The sequence below is a fragment of the Nocardia wallacei genome, from assembly GCF_029868745.1.
GTDB lineage: Bacteria > Actinomycetota > Actinomycetes > Mycobacteriales > Mycobacteriaceae > Nocardia > Nocardia wallacei_B.
This window is the reverse complement of record NZ_JARWOP010000387.1, coordinates 12,539-29,363: the sequence shown is the minus strand read 5'-3', so window position 1 is coordinate 29,363 and position 16,825 is coordinate 12,539. Positions and strand designations below refer to the sequence as shown.

The window sequence follows — 16,825 nt, the reverse complement described above, 5'->3', positions numbered from 1 at the left end:
CCAAGGCGTTTCCCTGACCCCCGAGTTCAGCTGATGCCGCGCTTGAGGCGGCGGCGCTCTCGCTCCGAGAGACCGCCCCAGATGCCGAAGCGCTCGTCGTGCGCGAGTGCGTACTCCAGGCACTCGTCACGGACCTCGCAGCCCATGCAGATCCGCTTCGCCTCCCGCGTCGAGCCGCCCTTCTCGGGGAAGAACGCCTCCGGATCCGTCTGGGCGCACAGTGCCCGTTCCTGCCACTGTTCCTCGATGCTGTCGAACATCGCATCGAAGTCGGTGACGATGAGGCTCAGTGTCGGTGGTTCGGGCGCTTGCTGCGTCCGTGCCCACTGGCCTCCCTGCTGCGCTCGGTTTCCCGAGCCCTCCCCGGCAGTCACCGTGGCTCCCCCCTCTCGTTCGTCGTTCCGGCTTTCAGTGCAGGCGCCAGGTGCTGCGCCTGCTGTGGAATCGGTTTGCGATACACCGCCCGGATTGCCCGACGGGGCCACGTCCTCGGCCATCGCTCCGCCTCCTCACTGTGTGTTAGCGCAGAATGATTATCCGTCGGAACCGATCTGCCCACCGACGGCCCAACACCGCGACGTTGTCCCGCGGACATCCCCGAGCGCGTCATCCCGGTACGAACGGGTGTTCGAAAAATGGTCAGCGCCTTGAACTCTCGCGCCGACCCGGAATGACATGTCTGTGATTAGACACGCCGGACGCGGCGATGGTCAAGCTGCCGACACAATTCCGTTACTATCCGCCGCCCTCTTCGACGCGGTTCGGTAACCGCCCAGTAGCAAATGATCAGCAAATATGCTCCGGAGCATGCCGTTCCGAGCACCGCATAGGCTGTGCGGATGTGACTGGAGAACAAGCGGACATCGCGCCCGGAACCGGACCGCGCATTGCCGTGCTGGTCGGCGGAGTCGGTGGCGCACGCTTCCTGCTGGGGGTGCGCGAACTGCTGCCGGAGGCCGATGTTTCGGCCATCGTCAATGTCGGCGATGACGTCTGGATGCACGGGCTGCGGATCTGTCCCGACCTGGACACCTGCATGTATACCCTCGGTGACGGCATAGATCCCGAGCGCGGCTGGGGCCGGCGCGGGGAAACCTGGCACGCGAAGGAGGAGCTGGCGAAATACCGTGCCCAACCGGATTGGTTCGGGCTCGGCGATCGAGATATCGCCACGCATCTGGTTCGCAGTGAAATGTTGCGTGCCGGGTACCCGCTCTCGGCGGTCACCGAGGCCCTGTGCAATCGGTGGCAGCCCGGCGTGAAACTTGTACCGGCAACCGACGACAGATGTGAAACGCATGTTGTCATCAGCGACTCGGAGAAGCCTGGCGAACGTCGCGCGATTCATTTCCAGGAGTGGTGGGTACGCTATCGCGCGAGCGTTGAGACCCATGGATTCGTCACAATCGGGGCGGATCAGGCCAAACCTGCCCCTAATGTGACGGAAATCATAGCTGCCGCTGATGTGGTGCTGCTGGCCCCCTCGAACCCCGTGGTGAGCATCGGCGCGATCCTCGCGGTGCCGGGTATTCGCGGGGCCCTGCGCACCACGCGCGCGCGGGTCATCGGCCTGTCGCCGGTGATCGATGGAAAACCGTTGCGCGGCATGGCCGACGAGTGCCTGTCCGTGATCGGCGTGGAGACCTCCGCCGAGGCGGTCGGCCGTCACTACGGGGCCCGGTCCGACACCGGCATCCTGGACGGCTGGCTGGTGCATTCGACCGATACCGCCGAGGTCCCGGGCGTGGAGGTGCGCAGCGTGCCGCTGTTGATGACCGACCCGGCCGCCACCGCCGAAATGGTCCGGGAGGCATTGGATATCGCGGGGGTGAAGCCGTGAACGCACCGCGGGTGACCGACCACGCGCCCGGCGGCGAACTGCGGATCATGCCCGTGACCGGTCTCCCGGAGTTCCGCCCCGGCGACGATCTCGCCGAACACCTTGCGGCGCAGGCGCCCTGGCTGCGGGACGGTGACGTGCTGGTGGTCACCAGCAAGATCGTCGCCAAGGTGGAGGGCCGGGTGGTGGCCGCGCCGCTGGACCCTGACGAGCGGGACACGCTGCGGCGCAAGCTGGTCCGCGAGGAGGCGGTGCGCGTGCTGGCGCAGAAGGGCCGGACGCTGATCACCGAGAACAAGATCGGCATCGTGCAGGCGGCCTCCGGCATCGACGGGTCCAACGTCGAACAGGGCGAACTGGTGCTGCTGCCCGCCGACCCCGACGGCAGCGCGAAGGCGTTGCGGGCCGCGCTGTCCGCGCGGCTCGGCGTCGACGTCGCGGTGGTGATCACCGACACCATGGGCCGCGCGTGGCGGATCGGTCAGACCGACGCCGCGATCGGCGCGGCCGGGCTGCGAGTGGTGCACGACTACGCCGGCGCGATCGACGGGCAGGGCAACGAACTCCACGTCACCCAGGTCGCGGTCGCCGACGAGCTGGCCGCCGCCGCCGATCTGGTGAAGGGCAAGCTGGGCGGCGTCCCGGTCGCGGTGGTGCGCGGCTGGACTCCTTACGACGACGGTTCCACCGCCGCGGCGCTGCTGCGGCGCGGGGACGAGGACCTGTTCTGGCTGGGCACCGCCGAGGCGCTCGAGCGCGGTCGCGCGGAAGCGGTGCTGCTGCGGCGCTCGGTGCGGCAATTCGCCGACACCCCGGTCGATCCCGAGCTGATCCGGTCCGCGGTCGCGGTGGCGCTCACGGCGCCCGCGCCGCACCACACCCGGCCGGTGCGCTTCGTGTGGCTGCGCCGGGACGGCGTACGCGAACGGCTGCTCACGGCGATGGCCGACAAGTGGCGGGCCGACCTGACCGCGGACGGGCTGGCGCCGGACCGGGTGGAGCGCCGGATCGCCCGCGGCCGCATCCTGTTCGACGCGCCCGAGGTGATCATCCCGTTCTGCGTGCCCGACGGCGCGCACGACTATCCGGACGAGCGCCGCCGCGCGGCCGAATCCACGATGTTCACCGTGGCGGTCGGCGCGGCCGTGCAGGGCCTGCTGGTCGCGCTGGCCACCGCGGGCGTCGGCAGCTGTTGGATCGGGTCCACCATCTTCGCCCCCGAGATCACCCGCGAGGTGCTGGGGCTGGAGCCGGACTGGAAGCCGTTGGGCGGCATCGCGATCGGCTATCCGACCGAGGAGCTGACCCCGCGCGAGCCCCGGCAGCCGGGGACCGGTCTGATCGAACTGTGAACCGGAAGGAATAGATGAGCGCGGAATCCCTGCACCGATCGGCCACCGACCTGCTCGAAACCTGGTCTCCGGCAACGGGAGCCGAGCAGTCGCTGCGTCAGGCGATGCTGGCGTTCCTGGGCGCGTCGCCGCGCTGCTGCCTGCGTGAGCACGCGCCGGGGCACATCACCGCCTCGGCCATGGTGTTCTCGCACGACGAGCGGGAGGTGCTGCTGACCCTGCATCCGCGGGTGGGGCTGTGGATCCAACTCGGCGGGCACTGCGAGGAATTCGACGCCACCGTGCCCGCCGCCGCCCTGCGCGAGGCCACCGAGGAGTCGGGGATCGACGGCCTGTCCCTCGAACCCGGGCTCTACGGCGTCCAGGCCCATCCGATCACCTGCTCGCTGGGCGTGCCCACGCGTCACCTGGATCTGGTGTTCAAGATCAAGGCACCGAAAGGCGCTGTGCCGGTGAAGAGTTCGGAATCCACCGACCTGCGCTGGTGGCCGGTCGGGGCGCTGCCGTCGGACACCGACCTGATCCTGCGCTGACCGTGCCGGGACCCTCCGGACGTGGAAGCGCCGGCGCACTCACACTCGGGGGGAAGTGGAGTACGCCGGCGCGCTGGTCCCGGCCCGGGAACAAGGCGGGTTAGGCCGGGACCAGGTCTCTGTGTTGTTGTGGCGTGTCCGCGGTGTCGTCGTCGACCATGCTGGTCTCGTCGAACGGCACCTCGCGGTCCAGCACCGAGCGCACCCGCTCGGCGTCGATGGTCTTGGTCCAGGTGCCGATGAGCACGGTGGCGACGGCGTTGCCCGAGAAGTTGGTGACGGCCCGGGCCTCGGACATGAACCGGTCGATGCCGACGATCAGCCCGACGCCGTCCAGCAGTTCGGGCCGGTGGCTCTGCAACCCGCCGGCCAGGGTCGCCAGGCCCGCGCCGGTCACGCCCGCCGCGCCCTTGGACGCCACGATCATGAACAACAGCAGGCCCAACTGCTCGGCCCAGGACAGCGGCTTGCCCATCGCGTCGGCGATGAACAGCGTCGCCATCGTCAGGTAGATCGCCGTGCCGTCGAGATTGAAGGAGTAGCCGGTCGGCACCACGATGCCGACGGTGCTCCGCTCCACCCCCAGATGCTCCATCTTCGCGATCAGCCGCGGCAGCGCCGACTCCGACGACGAGGTGGACACGATGAGCAGATACTCCCGCGCCAGATACCGGACCAGCTTGAAGATCGACACGCCGGACGTGGCCCTCATCAACACGCCCAGCACGCCGAACACGAACACCACGCAGGTCAGGTAGAACGCGACCATCAGCAGCGCCAGCTGCTGCACCGCCGCCAGCCCCGTCGACGCCACCACATTGGCGATCGCGCCGAACGCGCCGATCGGCGCCAGCCACAGGATCATCGTCAGGATCCGGAACACCAATTTCTGAATCAGCCCGACCGCGCGCAGGATCGGCTCACCGGTGCGGCCCATGGCCTGGATGCCGAAGCCGACCAGCAGCGCCACGAACAGCGTCTGCAGCACGCTGCCCGCCGTCAGCGCGGACAGCAGCGAGGTCGGGATGATGCTCTCCAGGAACTGCCACGTGCCGCCCGCGCCCTCGGCCTGCTTCACGTACTTGGCGGCATCCGTCGCGTGACTCGCGATGTTCAGCCCGCTGCCCGGTTCCAGCAGATTGCCGACCACCAGTCCGATCGCCAGCGCGATGGTCGACATGACCAGGAAGTAGCCGATCGCCAGTCCGCCGACCTTGCCCACTCGCGAGGCGGCGCGCACCGAGCCGATGCCGAGCACGATGGTGCAGAAGATGACCGGCGAGATCATCATCTTGATCAGGTTGACGAACATGGTGCCCAGCTCGCCGACCGACTTGCCGAACCCGGGCGCCAGCCAGCCGACGAATACGCCGGCCACCACCGCCACGATGACGGCGAGGTAGAGCCAGTGGGTCCGGTCGCGTCGTCGCGACGGCGTCGTCTGTTCCGACATGGGTTGTGTTTCCTCCGGTACTGCGGTGTCCCTCGGTCGCCCGCGCGGGGTCGCCGCTTCCCGGGCCGGACGCGCGCTGCGCTGGTGAGCCGGGCTACGCGTCCTGTCGACAATGGTGGCGGCTACCGTGATCGAGGTCACTATTTCGTACATTTCGTTCACCGGGAGGTGCTGGTGAAACGTCGCGATCCGCGCGGGATGACGCTGGCGGGCCAGGTTTTCCTCGTGCAGCTGGTCGTCCTGGTGGCCGTCGTCGCGGTCGGGGTGGCGCTGACCGTGTGGGAGCTGCGCCGCGACCAGGACGAGGCGACGGCACGGCGGGTCACCGGCATCGCGGTGGCCCTCGCGCAGGCGCCCTCGACCGCGGCCGCGGTGGACGATCCGGACCCGACCGCGCGGCTGCAACCGGTGACCGAGCGGATCCGCCGCGAGACCGGCGTGGATTTCATCGTCGTGATGGCGCTCGACCGCACCCGCTACACCCATACCGAACCGGACCGGATCGGAAAGCCGTTCAGCGGCAACATAGATCGCGCGCTGGCGGGACAGACGTTCACCGAGATCTACACCGGCTCACTCGGCCCGTCCATCCGCGTGGTGACTCCGGTGCACGCCGACGGCCGCATCGTCGCCTTGGTCTCGGCGGGCGTGACGCGGGCGCGCATCGGCGATCAGGTGCGGCAGCAGTTGCCGTTGATCCTCGGCGCCGCGGGCTCGGGCCTGCTGCTGGCGGTGCTCGGCTCGCTGCTGCTGCGGCGGCGACTGCTGCGCCAGACCCACGGTCTCGCACCGGGCGAACTGCGCAGCCTCTACGAGCATCACGACGCCGTGCTGCACTCGATCCACGAGGGGCTGGTGGTGTTCGATCGGGACGCGGAGACCGCCGCGGTCGTCAACGATCAGGCGCGGCTGCTGCTGGAGTTGCCGGACGGACCGGTCCGCCGCACCGATCTGCCGATCTCGTTGCGCCGCATGGATCTCCAGGTGGTGCGCGACGAGATGCACGTGACCGCCGAGCGCGTGCTGGTGGTGAACCAGGACGTCGTGCGCTGGTCGGGCCGGCCGCTGGGCACGGTGCTCACCGTGCGCGACCACACCGAGCTGCGCGACATGATGGGGGAATTGGATTCGGTTCGGGGACTGGCGGACTCGCTGCGCTCGCAGGCGCACGAGGCCGCCAACCGGCTGCACACCGTCGTCACCATGGTCGAGCTGGGCCGCTATCGGGAGGCCGTGGAGTTCGCCACGGCCGAGCTGCGCTTGTCGCAGGCCCTGATCGACCGGCTGACCGGCGCGGTCCGGGAACCGGCCCTGGTGGCGCTGCTGCTCGGTAAGGTCGACCAGGCGATCGAGCGCGGTGTGGAGCTGACCGTCGCGGACGATACGGTGCTGGATACCGCGGCCCCGCTGACCGCGCAGGAAATGGTGACCCTGGTGGGCAATCTGGTCGACAATGCCCTCGACGCGGTCGCGCAGACCCCCGACGCCTGGGTGGAGGTGACCGTGCGGCACGAGGAGACCGGGCTCTATCTCCGGATCGCGGACAGCGGGCCGGGCATGTCCGAGGAGGTGTTCGCCCGAGCCATGGAGCGGGGCTATTCGACCAAGACCGATCACCAGGGCCTCGGTCTGGCGTTGGTGCGGCGGTTGGTGGCGCGGCACGGCGGCGCCCTGCGCGCCGAGCGGTCCGCCGAATCGGCTGTCGTGGTGCGGATTCCGCGATGACCGTCCGGGTGCTGATCGTGGAGGACGAGTCGCAGATCGCCGCCGCCCACCGTGCGTATCTGGAGCGGATGACGGGGTTCACGGTCGCGGCGGTCGCCGGTACCGGCCGCGACGCCCTGCGCACGGCGTCCCGGGCGGCCGAGTCGGACGCGCCGATCGAATTGGTGCTGCTGGACATCGGCCTGCCCGACATCGGCGGCCTGGAGGTGGCCGCGGCGCTGGCCCGGCTGCGCCCGCGGCCCGACGTCATCGCGATCACCTCGGCCCGCGATCTGGAGATGGTTCGTTCCGCCGTCGCGCACGGCGTCGCGCTGTATCTGTTGAAGCCGTTCACATTCGCGGCGTTCCGGGAGAAGCTCGATCGCTATCTGGAGTATCGCGCGGCCCTGACGGCCGGCGCGTCCACCGTCACCCAGCACGATATCGACCGGGCGTTCAGCGCCCTGCGCACCGCCGACCCGAAGACCACGGCGCCCAAGGGCATCGCGCCGCACACCCTGGAGGAGGTGTCGCGGGCGGTCCGCGCGGCGAGCGACGGCCTGTCTGCCACGGAAACAGGCCGCGCGGTAGGGGTTTCGCGGGTCACCGCCTGGCGCTACCTGGAACGGCTGGCCGAGGACGGGGTGGTGGACCGGCGCAGCGACTACGGTCGGGCGGGACGTCCGCAGGTGCGCTATGTGTGGCGGCGCTGACTAGGGCCGCTGTGCTCGAAACATCTTGTGTTATATAACAATCACTTCACACCCCTATTGTGGAATCTCGCCGTCGGCTGGCAAGGTTTCCGGCTGTCGAGAGCAGTCGGCGACGCGCGAGTCGCGGCATGAGGTGTGCGAGCACCTCCGGTGTTTGCCTGCGGTGTGCGGTGTCGGATATCACCTGAGTGAAGACTTAAGAAAGTACTGCGAGGTATGTAACGGTGGTCACCCTTCCCGGCTTTGGTGAGGTGTAACAGTAGAGATGGGCGTACATATCTACAAGCAACAGTTCCAGGGTCTTCTTTAGCGGGGCGAAAGTGCAAACGGTCGGCAAACGCTCGGGTTCGCCTGATCCGAAGCGGTATCTGTGGGTGCTCGGCTTGGTGGCTCCCAGCTGCGCGTTATTGCCTTCGCAACTGGTATTGCACACCGGGTACCCCGTGTTCTGGTGGCTCGGGCCGATCGTCGTGCTGATCGTCATTCCGGTGCTGGACTGGGTGGTGGGCGAGGACGGGAACAACCCGCACGACGAGGACTACGAACGGCTGTCCAACGACCGGTACTACCGGTGGTGCACCTATCTGTTCCTGCCCATCCAGCTGATCGGCCTGTTCGTGGCCTCTTACCTGTGGGCCGACGACGGGCTGCGCGTCGTCGACAAGCTCGGCCTGGCCGCGACCCTGGGCTTCATGAGCGGCATCGGCATCAACGCCGCGCACGAACTCGGGCACCGGGTCGAGCACCTGGAGCGGTGGCTGGCGAAAGTCGCACTGGCGCAGTCCGGGTACGGGCACTTCTATGTCGAGCACAACAAGGGCCACCACGCGCGGGTCGCGACGCCGGAGGATCCGGCCAGTGGCCGGTTGGGCGAGTCTCTGTGGGAGTTCTTGCCCCGCAGTGTGATCGGCGGTTTCCGCTCCGGTATCCGGCTCGAGCACGAGCGGCTGCGGCGCCGGAACCTGGGCTGGTGGAGCGTGCACAACAACATCCTGCAGGCGTGGTCGATGACGGTCATGCTCTACGGTGCGCTGCTGCTCGCGTTCGGCCCGAAGATGCTGCCGTACCTGCTGCTGCAGGCGGTGCTGGCGGCCGGACTGCTGGAGACGGTGAACTATGTCGAGCACTACGGGCTGATGCGGAGCAAGCGGCCGAACGGCATGTGGGCGCGCTGCTCACCCGCCGACAGCTGGAACTCCGACCGCCTGGTGACCAACATCTTCCTGTTCCATCTGCAGCGGCACAGCGACCACCACGCCAACCCCGGCCGCCGGTACCAGACGCTGCGCAGTTCGCAAGAGGCGCCGCAACTTCCGGCCGGCTACGCCTCGATGATCCTGCTCGCGGCCATCCCGCCGCTGTGGCGCCGCGTGATGGATCCGCGCGTGCTCGCCCACTACCGCGGCGACATCATGCGCGCCAACATCTCACCGCGCAAACGGGGCCGGATCCTGGCGGTCTACGGTTCGGCCGCTCCCGCATAGGGGCGCTACCCCTGCCGCGGGCGCTCCCCGACTCCCTTGCGTATCGCGTACGCATGGAAGCGGCTAGCCTTTCCTGAGTACACGCCGACCAGGAGAGGCAGATGACGACCGCAGTGAGCAGCAAGATGACTGCCGACCACCGCAACGGGATCGATTACAAGGTGGCGGACCTGTCCTTGGCCGAGTTCGGCCGCAAGGAAATTCGGCTGGCGGAGCACGAGATGCCGGGCCTGATGACATTGCGGCGCGAGTACGCGGAGGTACAGCCGCTGAAGGGGGTGCGGATTTCGGGATCGCTGCACATGACCGTGCAGACGGCGGTGCTGATCGAGACGCTGGTCGACCTGGGCGCGCAGGTGCGCTGGGCGTCCTGCAACATCTTCTCCACCCAGGACCACGCCGCCGCGGCCGTGGTGGTCGGCCCGCACGGCACCATCGACGAGCCCAAGGGCACCCCGGTATTCGCCTGGAAGGGCGAGTCCCTGGAGGAGTACTGGTGGGCCGCCGAGCAGATGCTGACCTGGCCGGGCGAGCCCGCCAACATGATCCTCGACGACGGCGGCGACGCCACCATGCTGGTGCTGCGCGGCGCCCAGTACGAGAAGGCCGGAGTGGTGCCCCCGCCGGACGAGGACCACTCCGCCGAGTTCACCGTCTTCTTGAACCTGCTGCGCGAGCGGTTCGAGACCGACAAGGGCAAGTGGACCCGGATCGCCGAGAGCGTCCAGGGCGTCACCGAGGAGACCACCACGGGCGTGCTGCGGCTCTACCAGTTCGCGGCCGCGGGTGAGCTGTCGTTCCCGGCGATCAACGTCAACGACTCGGTCACCAAGTCCAAGTTCGACAACAAGTACGGCACCCGGCACTCGCTCATCGACGGCATCAACCGCGGCACCGATGTGCTGATCGGCGGCAAGAAGGTGCTGATCTGCGGTTACGGCGACGTCGGCAAGGGCTGCGCGGAATCGCTGGCCGGCCAGGGCGCGCGCGTGCAGGTCACCGAGATCGACCCGATCAACGCGCTGCAGGCGCTGATGGACGGCTACGACGTCGTCACCGTCGAGCAGGCCATCGGCTCGGCCGACATCGTGGTCACCTCCACCGGCAACAAGGACATCATCACCCTCGACCACATGAAGGCGATGAAGGACCAGGCCATCCTGGGCAACATCGGCCACTTCGACAACGAGATCGACATGGCCGCGCTGGAGCGTTCCGGCGCCGACCGGCTCAATATCAAGCCGCAGGTCGACCTGTGGACCTTCAAGGAGTCCGGCAAGTCCATCATCGTGCTGTCCGAGGGCCGCCTGCTGAACCTGGGCAACGCCACCGGACACCCGTCGTTCGTGATGTCCAACAGCTTCTCCAACCAGGTGATCGCGCAGATCGAGCTGTGGACCAAGCCGGAGGAGTACGACAACGAGGTCTACCGGCTGCCCAAGCATCTGGACGAGAAGGTGGCCCGCATCCACGTCGAGGCGCTGGGCGGAACGCTCACCAAGCTGACCAAGGATCAGGCGGAGTACATCGGGGTGGATGTGGAGGGGCCGTACAAGCCGGACCACTACCGGTACTGAATTTTTGGCCTTCGCTTCGCTTCGGCGTGTTCGCGGCCCCTGAGTCTCGCGGCTGGGCCCCGTGTCGGGTACTCGTTCCTCGCACCCGCCACGCGTCCCAGCCGCGAGACGGGCCGCGAACCTTGGGGGTGTGCGAGTTGGGCGAGGTGAACCCGGATCGGTTCAGCACCCGGGTGAGGTTGATGGTTGTGAGGGTCTAACCTGCAACGCATGGGTGCGTTGGTTGCGGTGGAAGGCCTCGATGGGGCCGGTAAGCGCACGTTGATCGAGGCGGTCGCCGGTGGGCTGCGGGAGCGGGGGGTGCGGGTGGGCACCCTCGCGTTCCCGCGCTACGGGCGGTCGGTGCATGCCGATCTCGCGGCCGAGGCGCTGCGCGGGCGGCACGGGGACGTGGCCGCCTCGGTCAACGCGATGGCGCTGTTGTTCGCGCTCGATCGCGCCGACGCCCGGGACGAGCTGTCGAAGTTGTTGGCCGACAACGACATCGTGCTGCTCGATCGCTATGTCGCGTCCAATGCCGCCTACAATGCCGCGCGGACCGGTCAGTCCGCCGACGGTGAAATCGCTTCGTGGGTGGCGGAATTGGAATTCGGCCGGTTCGAATTGCCGGTACCCGATGTACAGGTACTGCTGGACGTGCCGATCGAAGTGGCCGCCGAACGTGCCCGCCGCCGTGGCGAACTCGACCGCACCCGCGACCTGGATGCGTACGAACGCGACAAAAGGCTGCAGGAACGTACGGCGGCGGTTTATCGTGTGCTGGCCGAATCGCATTGGCACGGACCCTGGTGGGTCCATGCGCCGCATGACGATCCGGCAACACTCGCCGCGCGCCTCTCGGAAAAGGTTGCCCGATAGGGTTGGATGTGCGTCGGTAATGTACCAGTGTTGGCGTGGTTGCCCGTTCCGAGCCGGAGAGATGACAACATAGTAGTTATGAAGCCGAAGATTCTGGTCGTCGACGACGATATGGCGCTCGCGGAGATGCTCACGATCGTCTTGCGCGGCGAGGGTTTCGACCCTCACGTCGTCGGCGACGGCACCCAGGCGCTCACCGCGGTCCGGGAGCTACGCCCCGACCTGGTGCTGCTCGATCTGATGCTGCCCGGCATGAACGGCATCGACGTATGCCGCGTGCTGCGCGCCGATTCCGGCGTGCCGATCGTGATGCTGACGGCGAAAACCGACACGGTCGACGTCGTGCTGGGCCTGGAATCGGGGGCCGACGATTACATCGTCAAGCCGTTCAAGCCGAAGGAACTCGTCGCTCGGGTGCGGGCTCGCCTGCGCCGCACCGAGGAGGAGCCGGCGGAGCTGCTGTCGATCGCGGACATCGTCATCGACGTGCCGGCCCACAAGGTCACCCGGAGCGGTCAGCAGATCTCGCTGACCCCGCTGGAGTTCGATCTGCTGGTGGCCCTGGCTCGCAAACCACGTCAGGTCTTCACCCGTGAGGTGCTGCTCGAACAGGTCTGGGGCTACCGGCACGCCGCCGACACCCGCCTGGTCAACGTGCATGTGCAGCGGCTGCGCGCCAAGGTCGAGAAGGACCCGGAGAATCCCGAGATCGTGCTGACCGTGCGGGGTGTCGGCTACAAGGCCGGACCACCGTGATCGATGGCTCCAGAGACCGCGTTCAGCGGTTGCTGGCAGCTCTGGTGGACTGGTTCAAATCCGTCGGAGAAGCACTGGGCCATGTGTGGCGGCGCTCGTTGCAGTTGCGCGTCGTGGTGTCCACACTCACCCTGTCGCTGATCGTGATCACGATCCTCGGTGTCGTGCTGACCAGTCAGATCACCGACCGGCTGCTGCAGGCCAAGCAGAACGCGGGACTCGAGGAGATGGGCCGGGCGCGCAATACCGTCGAGGCCCAGCTGACCGTCGCGAACGATTCGAGTAGCCAGGCGATTCGCCTGCAGGACGCGCTGCGCGCGCTGACCTCGGGGAGCAGTTCGCAATCGGTCGGCGCCGCGGGCAGTTACGAGGCGGCGCTGGTGATGGTGGGTGACGGCCAGCAGGAGATTCCGGCGGGCCCGATCCAGGAGGTGCCGGCCGAACTGCGCCGGTTCGTCCAGCAGAACCAGGTCAGCTACCAGTTCACGACGGTGTCGGATTCGGATCGCTATCGCGGACCGGCGCTGATCATCGGCAGTCCCAGCCTCGAGGTCCCGACGCTCGAGATCTACCTGATCTTCCCGCTCACCAACGAGCATCGCAGCCGGGACCTGATGACCGGCACCATGCTGATCGGCGGCCTCGTGCTCCTGGTCCTGCTGGCCGCGATCACGGCGCTGGTGACCAGGCAGGTGGTGCTGCCGATCCGCTCGGCCGCGCGCATCGCCAGCCGTTTCGCCGACGGCCGGCTCAAGGAGCGGATGCTGGTCCGGGGCGAGGACGACATGGCCCGGCTGGCCATGTCGTTCAACGAGATGGCCGAGAGCCTTTCCAACCAGATCACCCAGCTCGAGGAGTTCGGCAATCTGCAACGCCGGTTCACCTCCGACGTCAGCCACGAACTGCGCACCCCGCTGACCACCGTCCGGATGGCCGCCGACCTGATCCACGGCTCCAGCGACGAACTGGATCCCGCGCTGGCCCGCAGCGCCGAACTGCTGGTCACCGAGCTGGACCGGTTCGAGGGCCTGCTCAACGATCTGCTGGAGATCAGCCGCCACGATGCGGGCGTCGCCGAATTGCAGGTGGAGTCGCTGGACGTGCGGATGTGCGCGCGGGCGGCCATCTCCACCGTGCGGCATCTGGCCAAGGAGACCGGCGTCGAACTGGTGGTGGATCTGCCGGAGGATCCGCTGGTGGCCGAGGTGGACCCGCGGCGCGTCGAGCGCGTGCTGCGCAACCTGCTCGCCAATGCCATCGACCACAGCGAGGGCAAGCCGGTCATGATCCGGATGCGCGGCGATGTCGAGGCCAACGCTGTCGGCATCGTGGTCCGCGACCAGGGTGTGGGCCTGCGGCCGGGCGAGGAGAAGCTGGTGTTCAACCGGTTCTGGCGCTCGGATCCCTCGCGTATGCGCCGTTCCGGTGGCACCGGTCTGGGCCTGTCGATCAGCGTGGAGGACGCGAACCTGCACGACGGCCGGTTGGAGGCCTGGGGCGAACCGGGTCAGGGCGCGAGCTTCCGGCTCACGCTGCCGCTGGTCCGAGGCCGTAAGCTCGGGGTCAGCCCGCTCTCGCTGGAACCACCCAAACGCAAGCTGCTGACGGCGGAAGCCGCTGCGCTGCAAGAGGCTTCGGATGCCGGTGCGGAGCCGGACGCACCGGAACAACCGGGCTCCACCGACGCGGGGGCAACTGAATCGCCGGGAACCGGTGCGGCGCAGCACGCGGATGATGCCGCCGCGACGACGGAGCCGACCGACCCCGATGGTGCGGCACAGTCCGGTGGCGCATCGGCTCTGCCCGGCTCCGCACTCGAGGCGGGCGCCGATTCGCCCGGGGGAGAAAAGAATTCGCCGCCGACTCGACGGACGTCCGCCGACTCCGGCAACGGGGCCGGGTCCGCGGACATGCTCACCGACTCCGGAGATCCGACGATATGAGCCTGTGGACCGCAATACAGCGATGGCCCGCGCCACGACCGTCCGAACGCCGCGCGTCCTGGGCGCGCGCGACTCTCGGTGTGGTGCTGGCCGGTCTCCTCGCTCTCCCGGGGTGCGCCAATCTCCCCGATTCGTCGGCCCCCCAGGCGCTGGGCACCATCGACCGCGAGCCCACCACCGCCGGTCCGCCGCCGCCGAGCACCGGCCGCGACCCGGACCTACTGCTGCGCGATTTCCTGCAGGCCACCGCGGACCCCTCCAACCGCCACCAGACCGCCCGCCAGTACCTGACCCCCGCCGCCGCGGCGACGTGGGACGACACCGCCCGCATCACCATCGTCGAAAAGCCCGACACCCTGCGCGAATCCAGGTCCGGCGATACGGCGACCTATCAGATCCGGGCGCACAAGATCGGCGAACTCGAAGCCGACGGGTCGTACCGGGTGGTGGACAACACGCTCGAGAACCACATCGAGATGACCAAGGTCGGCACCGAGTGGCGGATCGATGAGTTACAGCCGGGCGTGGTGGTGGACTCCAACGCGTTCGCCAAGTTCTACCGGCGCTATGCGTTGAATTTCGCGAATACGCCTGGTACGGCGATGGTTCCGGATCTGCGCTGGGTCTCGGTGCGCAAGGAGCAACTCGCGCAGCGCTTGCTGTCGCTGCTCGCCGAGGGGCCGCAACCGGCGCTCGCGCCCGCGGTGCGCAATGTGCTGTCCGGCCCGGTGACGATCCGCGGCGGCATCACCAAACCCAACGGAGACACCGACGGGGTGGGCGTCGGGTTGGGCGGCGTACAAGTGGATTTCGCCGGTGCGTCGGCGCTCGATCAGCGCGCCAAGGAGTTACTGGCGGCGCAGGTCGTGCTGACATTGGCCGACGCCGGCGTGCTGGGGCCCTACTTCCTGCTGGGCGACGGCAAGCCGCTCGACGAGCGCTACGCGACCACGGGCTGGTCGGTGCCCGACGTCAGCGCGCTGAGCCCATCGGCCAACTCGCACAACAAGATCGGCCTGCACGCCGTGCGCGACGGCGCGCTGGTGCGGGTCAAGGACGGCGGAATATCCCCGGTGCCAGGGTATTTCGGCACCGCGCGCAATCTGCAGTCGGTGGGCATGACGCCGGACGGTCAGCTGGTGGCCGCGGTCGCGGACAGCGGCAGACCCGCCCCGGAGCCCGCCCGCACCCTGGTGATCGGCGGCAACGACAACAATGCGCTGGCGGTCGCCGAGGGCAATACCTTCACCCGGCCGTCCTGGACCGCCGACGGCAGTTCGGCCTGGTCGGTGGTCGACGGGGACCGGGTCGTCCGGGCCGCGCACGACCGCAGCACCGGCAACCTGTCGGTGCAGGACGTCGACACCTCGGCCCTGTTCTCGACGCCGACCTCGACCTCCGAGCCCATGCCCCGCACGCCGATCACCGAATTGCGCATGTCGCGGACCGGCGCCCGCGCGGCGATCGTCGCGGGCGGCAAGGCGTACGTGGTCGTGGTGGTCCCGCAGGCGGACGGAAAGTACGCGCTGACCTCGCCGCTGCCCATCGCCTTGAGCCTGAGCACCGCGGTGGTGTCGCTGGACTGGTTCAGGGAGGACACGATCATGCTGGCGCGCGAGGGCAACGTCGACCCGGTGAAGACGGTGCTGATCGACGGCTCCGAGTCCGATCCGGTGACCAGCCAGAACCTGACGCCACCGGTCCGGACGCTCAGCGCCTCGCCCGACACCCAGTACATCGCCGATTCGCGCGCGGTGATGCAGCTGCAGTCCGACGAGCCGGGCCGCGAGCGCTTCTGGCGTGAGGTGAAGCCGCTCGGCGCGAACGCGGTCCCGGTGCTGCCGGGGTGAGAATTCTGTCGGTGGTCACCGGCACACTGGGGCGATGCGAACGCTGCTGGATCTGATCCTGCCGCAGGCATGTGGGGGATGCGGGGTAGCCGGCACCGGATGGTGCGCGAGCTGTGCGGGTTGTCTGGCGGGGCCGCCGCGGCGCGTGCGGCCGCGCACCGATCCGGGTGTGCCGTGCTGGGCGCTGGGGCCGTACTCGGGTCCGCCGCGGCGGGCGGTGCTGGCGGCCAAGGAACGGGGGCGTCGCGATCTGGCGGCGCCGCTCGGACTGGCGCTGGCGAGGGGCCTGGATGGGCTGCGGTCCCGCGACCGTCCGCTGCTGCTGGTGCCGGCGCCGAGCCGGCGGGTAGCCGCCCGGCGGCGCGGTGGCGACCCGGTCGCCCGAGCAGCGCGGGTGGCTACCGGTTGGCTGTCCGATAGCCGTTGCGCTCCCGTGCTGGCCACCCGGCCAGGCGTGCGCGATTCGGTCGGTCTGGGCCCGCTCGACCGGCGGCGCAACCTCCGCGACGGCATCCGCGCCACCGGCGATTCGCTGCTCGCCCTGCTGCGCTGCCCGAACGTCGAGGTAGTGCTGGTGGACGATGTCCTCACGACCGGCGCCACGGCCCGCGAATCGGTGCGCGCGCTGGCGCGCGCCGGTGTGTCCGCACATGGCGTGTTGGTGACATGTGCTGCTTGAAGCTTTGAAATTCGTGTGAACACTGGCGGTCGGAACGCTGTCGTAATAGCGTTGCTGACAGAGCGATCTGACACCCGAACCAG

Annotated in this window: 14 protein-coding genes; 12 read left to right on the top strand and 2 right to left on the bottom strand. The window is 68.5% G+C overall.

All coding sequences use genetic code 11. The features are described from left to right. Positions 1 to 26: 26 nt before the first annotated feature. On the bottom strand, positions 27 to 260 hold the full coding sequence (locus QH470_RS37465) for a WhiB family transcriptional regulator (protein ID WP_024799873.1): 234 nt from the start codon (positions 258 to 260) through the stop codon (positions 27 to 29). A gap of 446 nt (positions 261 to 706) precedes the next feature. Between QH470_RS37465 and cofD the strand changes: the two genes are divergently transcribed. From cofD to QH470_RS37450, 3 genes are read left to right on the top strand one after another with little or no spacing between them, the layout of a single operon-like run. Next, a complete protein-coding gene (gene cofD, locus QH470_RS37460; protein ID WP_280277134.1) occupies positions 707 to 1,840 on the top strand; it encodes a 2-phospho-L-lactate transferase in 1,134 nt (377 codons plus the stop codon). Continuing rightward, entirely contained in the window at positions 1,837 to 3,192 is a 1,356-nt protein-coding gene (locus tag QH470_RS37455) for a coenzyme F420-0:L-glutamate ligase (RefSeq protein ID WP_280277133.1), read from the top strand. Before cofD ends, QH470_RS37455 begins: the two co-directional genes overlap by 4 nt. A 14-nt stretch (positions 3,193 to 3,206) precedes the next feature. Then, the gene (locus tag QH470_RS37450; RefSeq protein ID WP_280277132.1) at positions 3,207 to 3,725 is read left to right on the top strand and encodes an NUDIX hydrolase; all 519 of its coding nucleotides are present in this window, start codon (positions 3,207 to 3,209) and stop codon (positions 3,723 to 3,725) included. A gap of 100 nt (positions 3,726 to 3,825) precedes the next feature. On the opposite strand, the gene QH470_RS37445 is transcribed toward QH470_RS37450, so the two are convergent. After that, positions 3,826 to 5,178, bottom strand: a complete 1,353-nt coding sequence (locus QH470_RS37445; RefSeq protein WP_280277131.1) for a cation:dicarboxylate symporter family transporter — start codon at positions 5,176 to 5,178, stop codon at positions 3,826 to 3,828. A 198-nt stretch (positions 5,179 to 5,376) separates the two neighbouring features. Here QH470_RS37445 and QH470_RS37440 point away from each other — a divergent pair, with 198 nt between their 5' ends. The 9 genes from QH470_RS37440 (at position 5,377) to QH470_RS37400 (ending at position 16,742) form a co-directional block, all read left to right on the top strand. Next, positions 5,377 to 6,903 carry a sensor histidine kinase gene (locus QH470_RS37440; protein WP_280277163.1) on the top strand — a complete coding sequence of 509 codons (1,527 nt, stop codon included), beginning with the start codon at positions 5,377 to 5,379 and terminating at the stop codon, positions 6,901 to 6,903. Further along, positions 6,900 to 7,595, top strand: a complete 696-nt coding sequence (locus QH470_RS37435; RefSeq protein ID WP_280277130.1) for a response regulator — start codon at positions 6,900 to 6,902, stop codon at positions 7,593 to 7,595. Before QH470_RS37440 ends, QH470_RS37435 begins: the two co-directional genes overlap by 4 nt. A gap of 374 nt (positions 7,596 to 7,969) precedes the next feature. Further along, positions 7,970 to 9,079 (top strand): alkane 1-monooxygenase, encoded by a 1,110-nt coding sequence (locus tag QH470_RS37430; RefSeq protein WP_280277162.1) that lies wholly within the window; start codon positions 7,970 to 7,972, stop codon positions 9,077 to 9,079. Positions 9,080 to 9,180: 101 nt separating this feature from the next. Beyond that, positions 9,181 to 10,656, top strand: a complete 1,476-nt coding sequence (gene ahcY / locus QH470_RS37425; protein ID WP_280277129.1) for an adenosylhomocysteinase — start codon at positions 9,181 to 9,183, stop codon at positions 10,654 to 10,656. A gap of 210 nt (positions 10,657 to 10,866) precedes the next feature. Next, a complete protein-coding gene (locus QH470_RS37420) occupies positions 10,867 to 11,514 on the top strand; it encodes a dTMP kinase (protein ID WP_280277128.1) in 648 nt (215 codons plus the stop codon). A gap of 78 nt (positions 11,515 to 11,592) precedes the next feature. Continuing rightward, the gene (gene mtrA / locus QH470_RS37415) at positions 11,593 to 12,270 is read left to right on the top strand and encodes an MtrAB system response regulator MtrA (RefSeq protein WP_228824209.1); all 678 of its coding nucleotides are present in this window, start codon (positions 11,593 to 11,595) and stop codon (positions 12,268 to 12,270) included. Between the two features lie 29 nt (positions 12,271 to 12,299). Beyond that, the gene (gene mtrB / locus QH470_RS37410; protein ID WP_425302853.1) at positions 12,300 to 14,213 is read left to right on the top strand and encodes an MtrAB system histidine kinase MtrB; all 1,914 of its coding nucleotides are present in this window, start codon (positions 12,300 to 12,302) and stop codon (positions 14,211 to 14,213) included. Further along, a complete protein-coding gene (gene lpqB, locus QH470_RS37405; protein WP_280277127.1) occupies positions 14,210 to 16,063 on the top strand; it encodes an MtrAB system accessory lipoprotein LpqB in 1,854 nt (617 codons plus the stop codon). The genes mtrB and lpqB overlap by 4 nt, the downstream gene beginning before the upstream one ends. Positions 16,064 to 16,097: 34 nt before the next feature. Then, positions 16,098 to 16,742 carry a ComF family protein gene (locus tag QH470_RS37400; RefSeq protein ID WP_280277126.1) on the top strand — a complete coding sequence of 215 codons (645 nt, stop codon included), beginning with the start codon at positions 16,098 to 16,100 and terminating at the stop codon, positions 16,740 to 16,742. Positions 16,743 to 16,825: the final 83 nt, after the last annotated feature.

Excerpts from the sequence above, each read along its gene's own strand:
- QH470_RS37450 (WP_280277132.1), top strand. The coding sequence starts at position 3,207 with ATGAGCGCGGAATCCCTGCACCGATCGGCCACCGACCTGCTCGAAACC.
- QH470_RS37440 (WP_280277163.1), top strand. The coding sequence starts at position 5,377 with ATGACGCTGGCGGGCCAGGTTTTCCTCGTGCAGCTGGTCGTCCTGGTG.
- cofD (WP_280277134.1), top strand. The coding sequence starts at position 707 with ATGGTCAAGCTGCCGACACAATTCCGTTACTATCCGCCGCCCTCTTCG.
- QH470_RS37445 (WP_280277131.1), bottom strand. The coding sequence starts at position 5,178 with ATGTCGGAACAGACGACGCCGTCGCGACGACGCGACCGGACCCACTGG.
- ahcY (WP_280277129.1), top strand. The coding sequence starts at position 9,181 with ATGACGACCGCAGTGAGCAGCAAGATGACTGCCGACCACCGCAACGGG.
- QH470_RS37400 (WP_280277126.1), top strand. The coding sequence starts at position 16,098 with ATGCGAACGCTGCTGGATCTGATCCTGCCGCAGGCATGTGGGGGATGC.
- QH470_RS37465 (WP_024799873.1), bottom strand. The coding sequence starts at position 260 with ATGTTCGACAGCATCGAGGAACAGTGGCAGGAACGGGCACTGTGCGCC.
- mtrA (WP_228824209.1), top strand. The coding sequence starts at position 11,593 with ATGAAGCCGAAGATTCTGGTCGTCGACGACGATATGGCGCTCGCGGAG.
- QH470_RS37435 (WP_280277130.1), top strand. The coding sequence starts at position 6,900 with ATGACCGTCCGGGTGCTGATCGTGGAGGACGAGTCGCAGATCGCCGCC.
- lpqB (WP_280277127.1), top strand. The coding sequence starts at position 14,210 with ATGAGCCTGTGGACCGCAATACAGCGATGGCCCGCGCCACGACCGTCC.
- QH470_RS37420 (WP_280277128.1), top strand. The coding sequence starts at position 10,867 with ATGGGTGCGTTGGTTGCGGTGGAAGGCCTCGATGGGGCCGGTAAGCGC.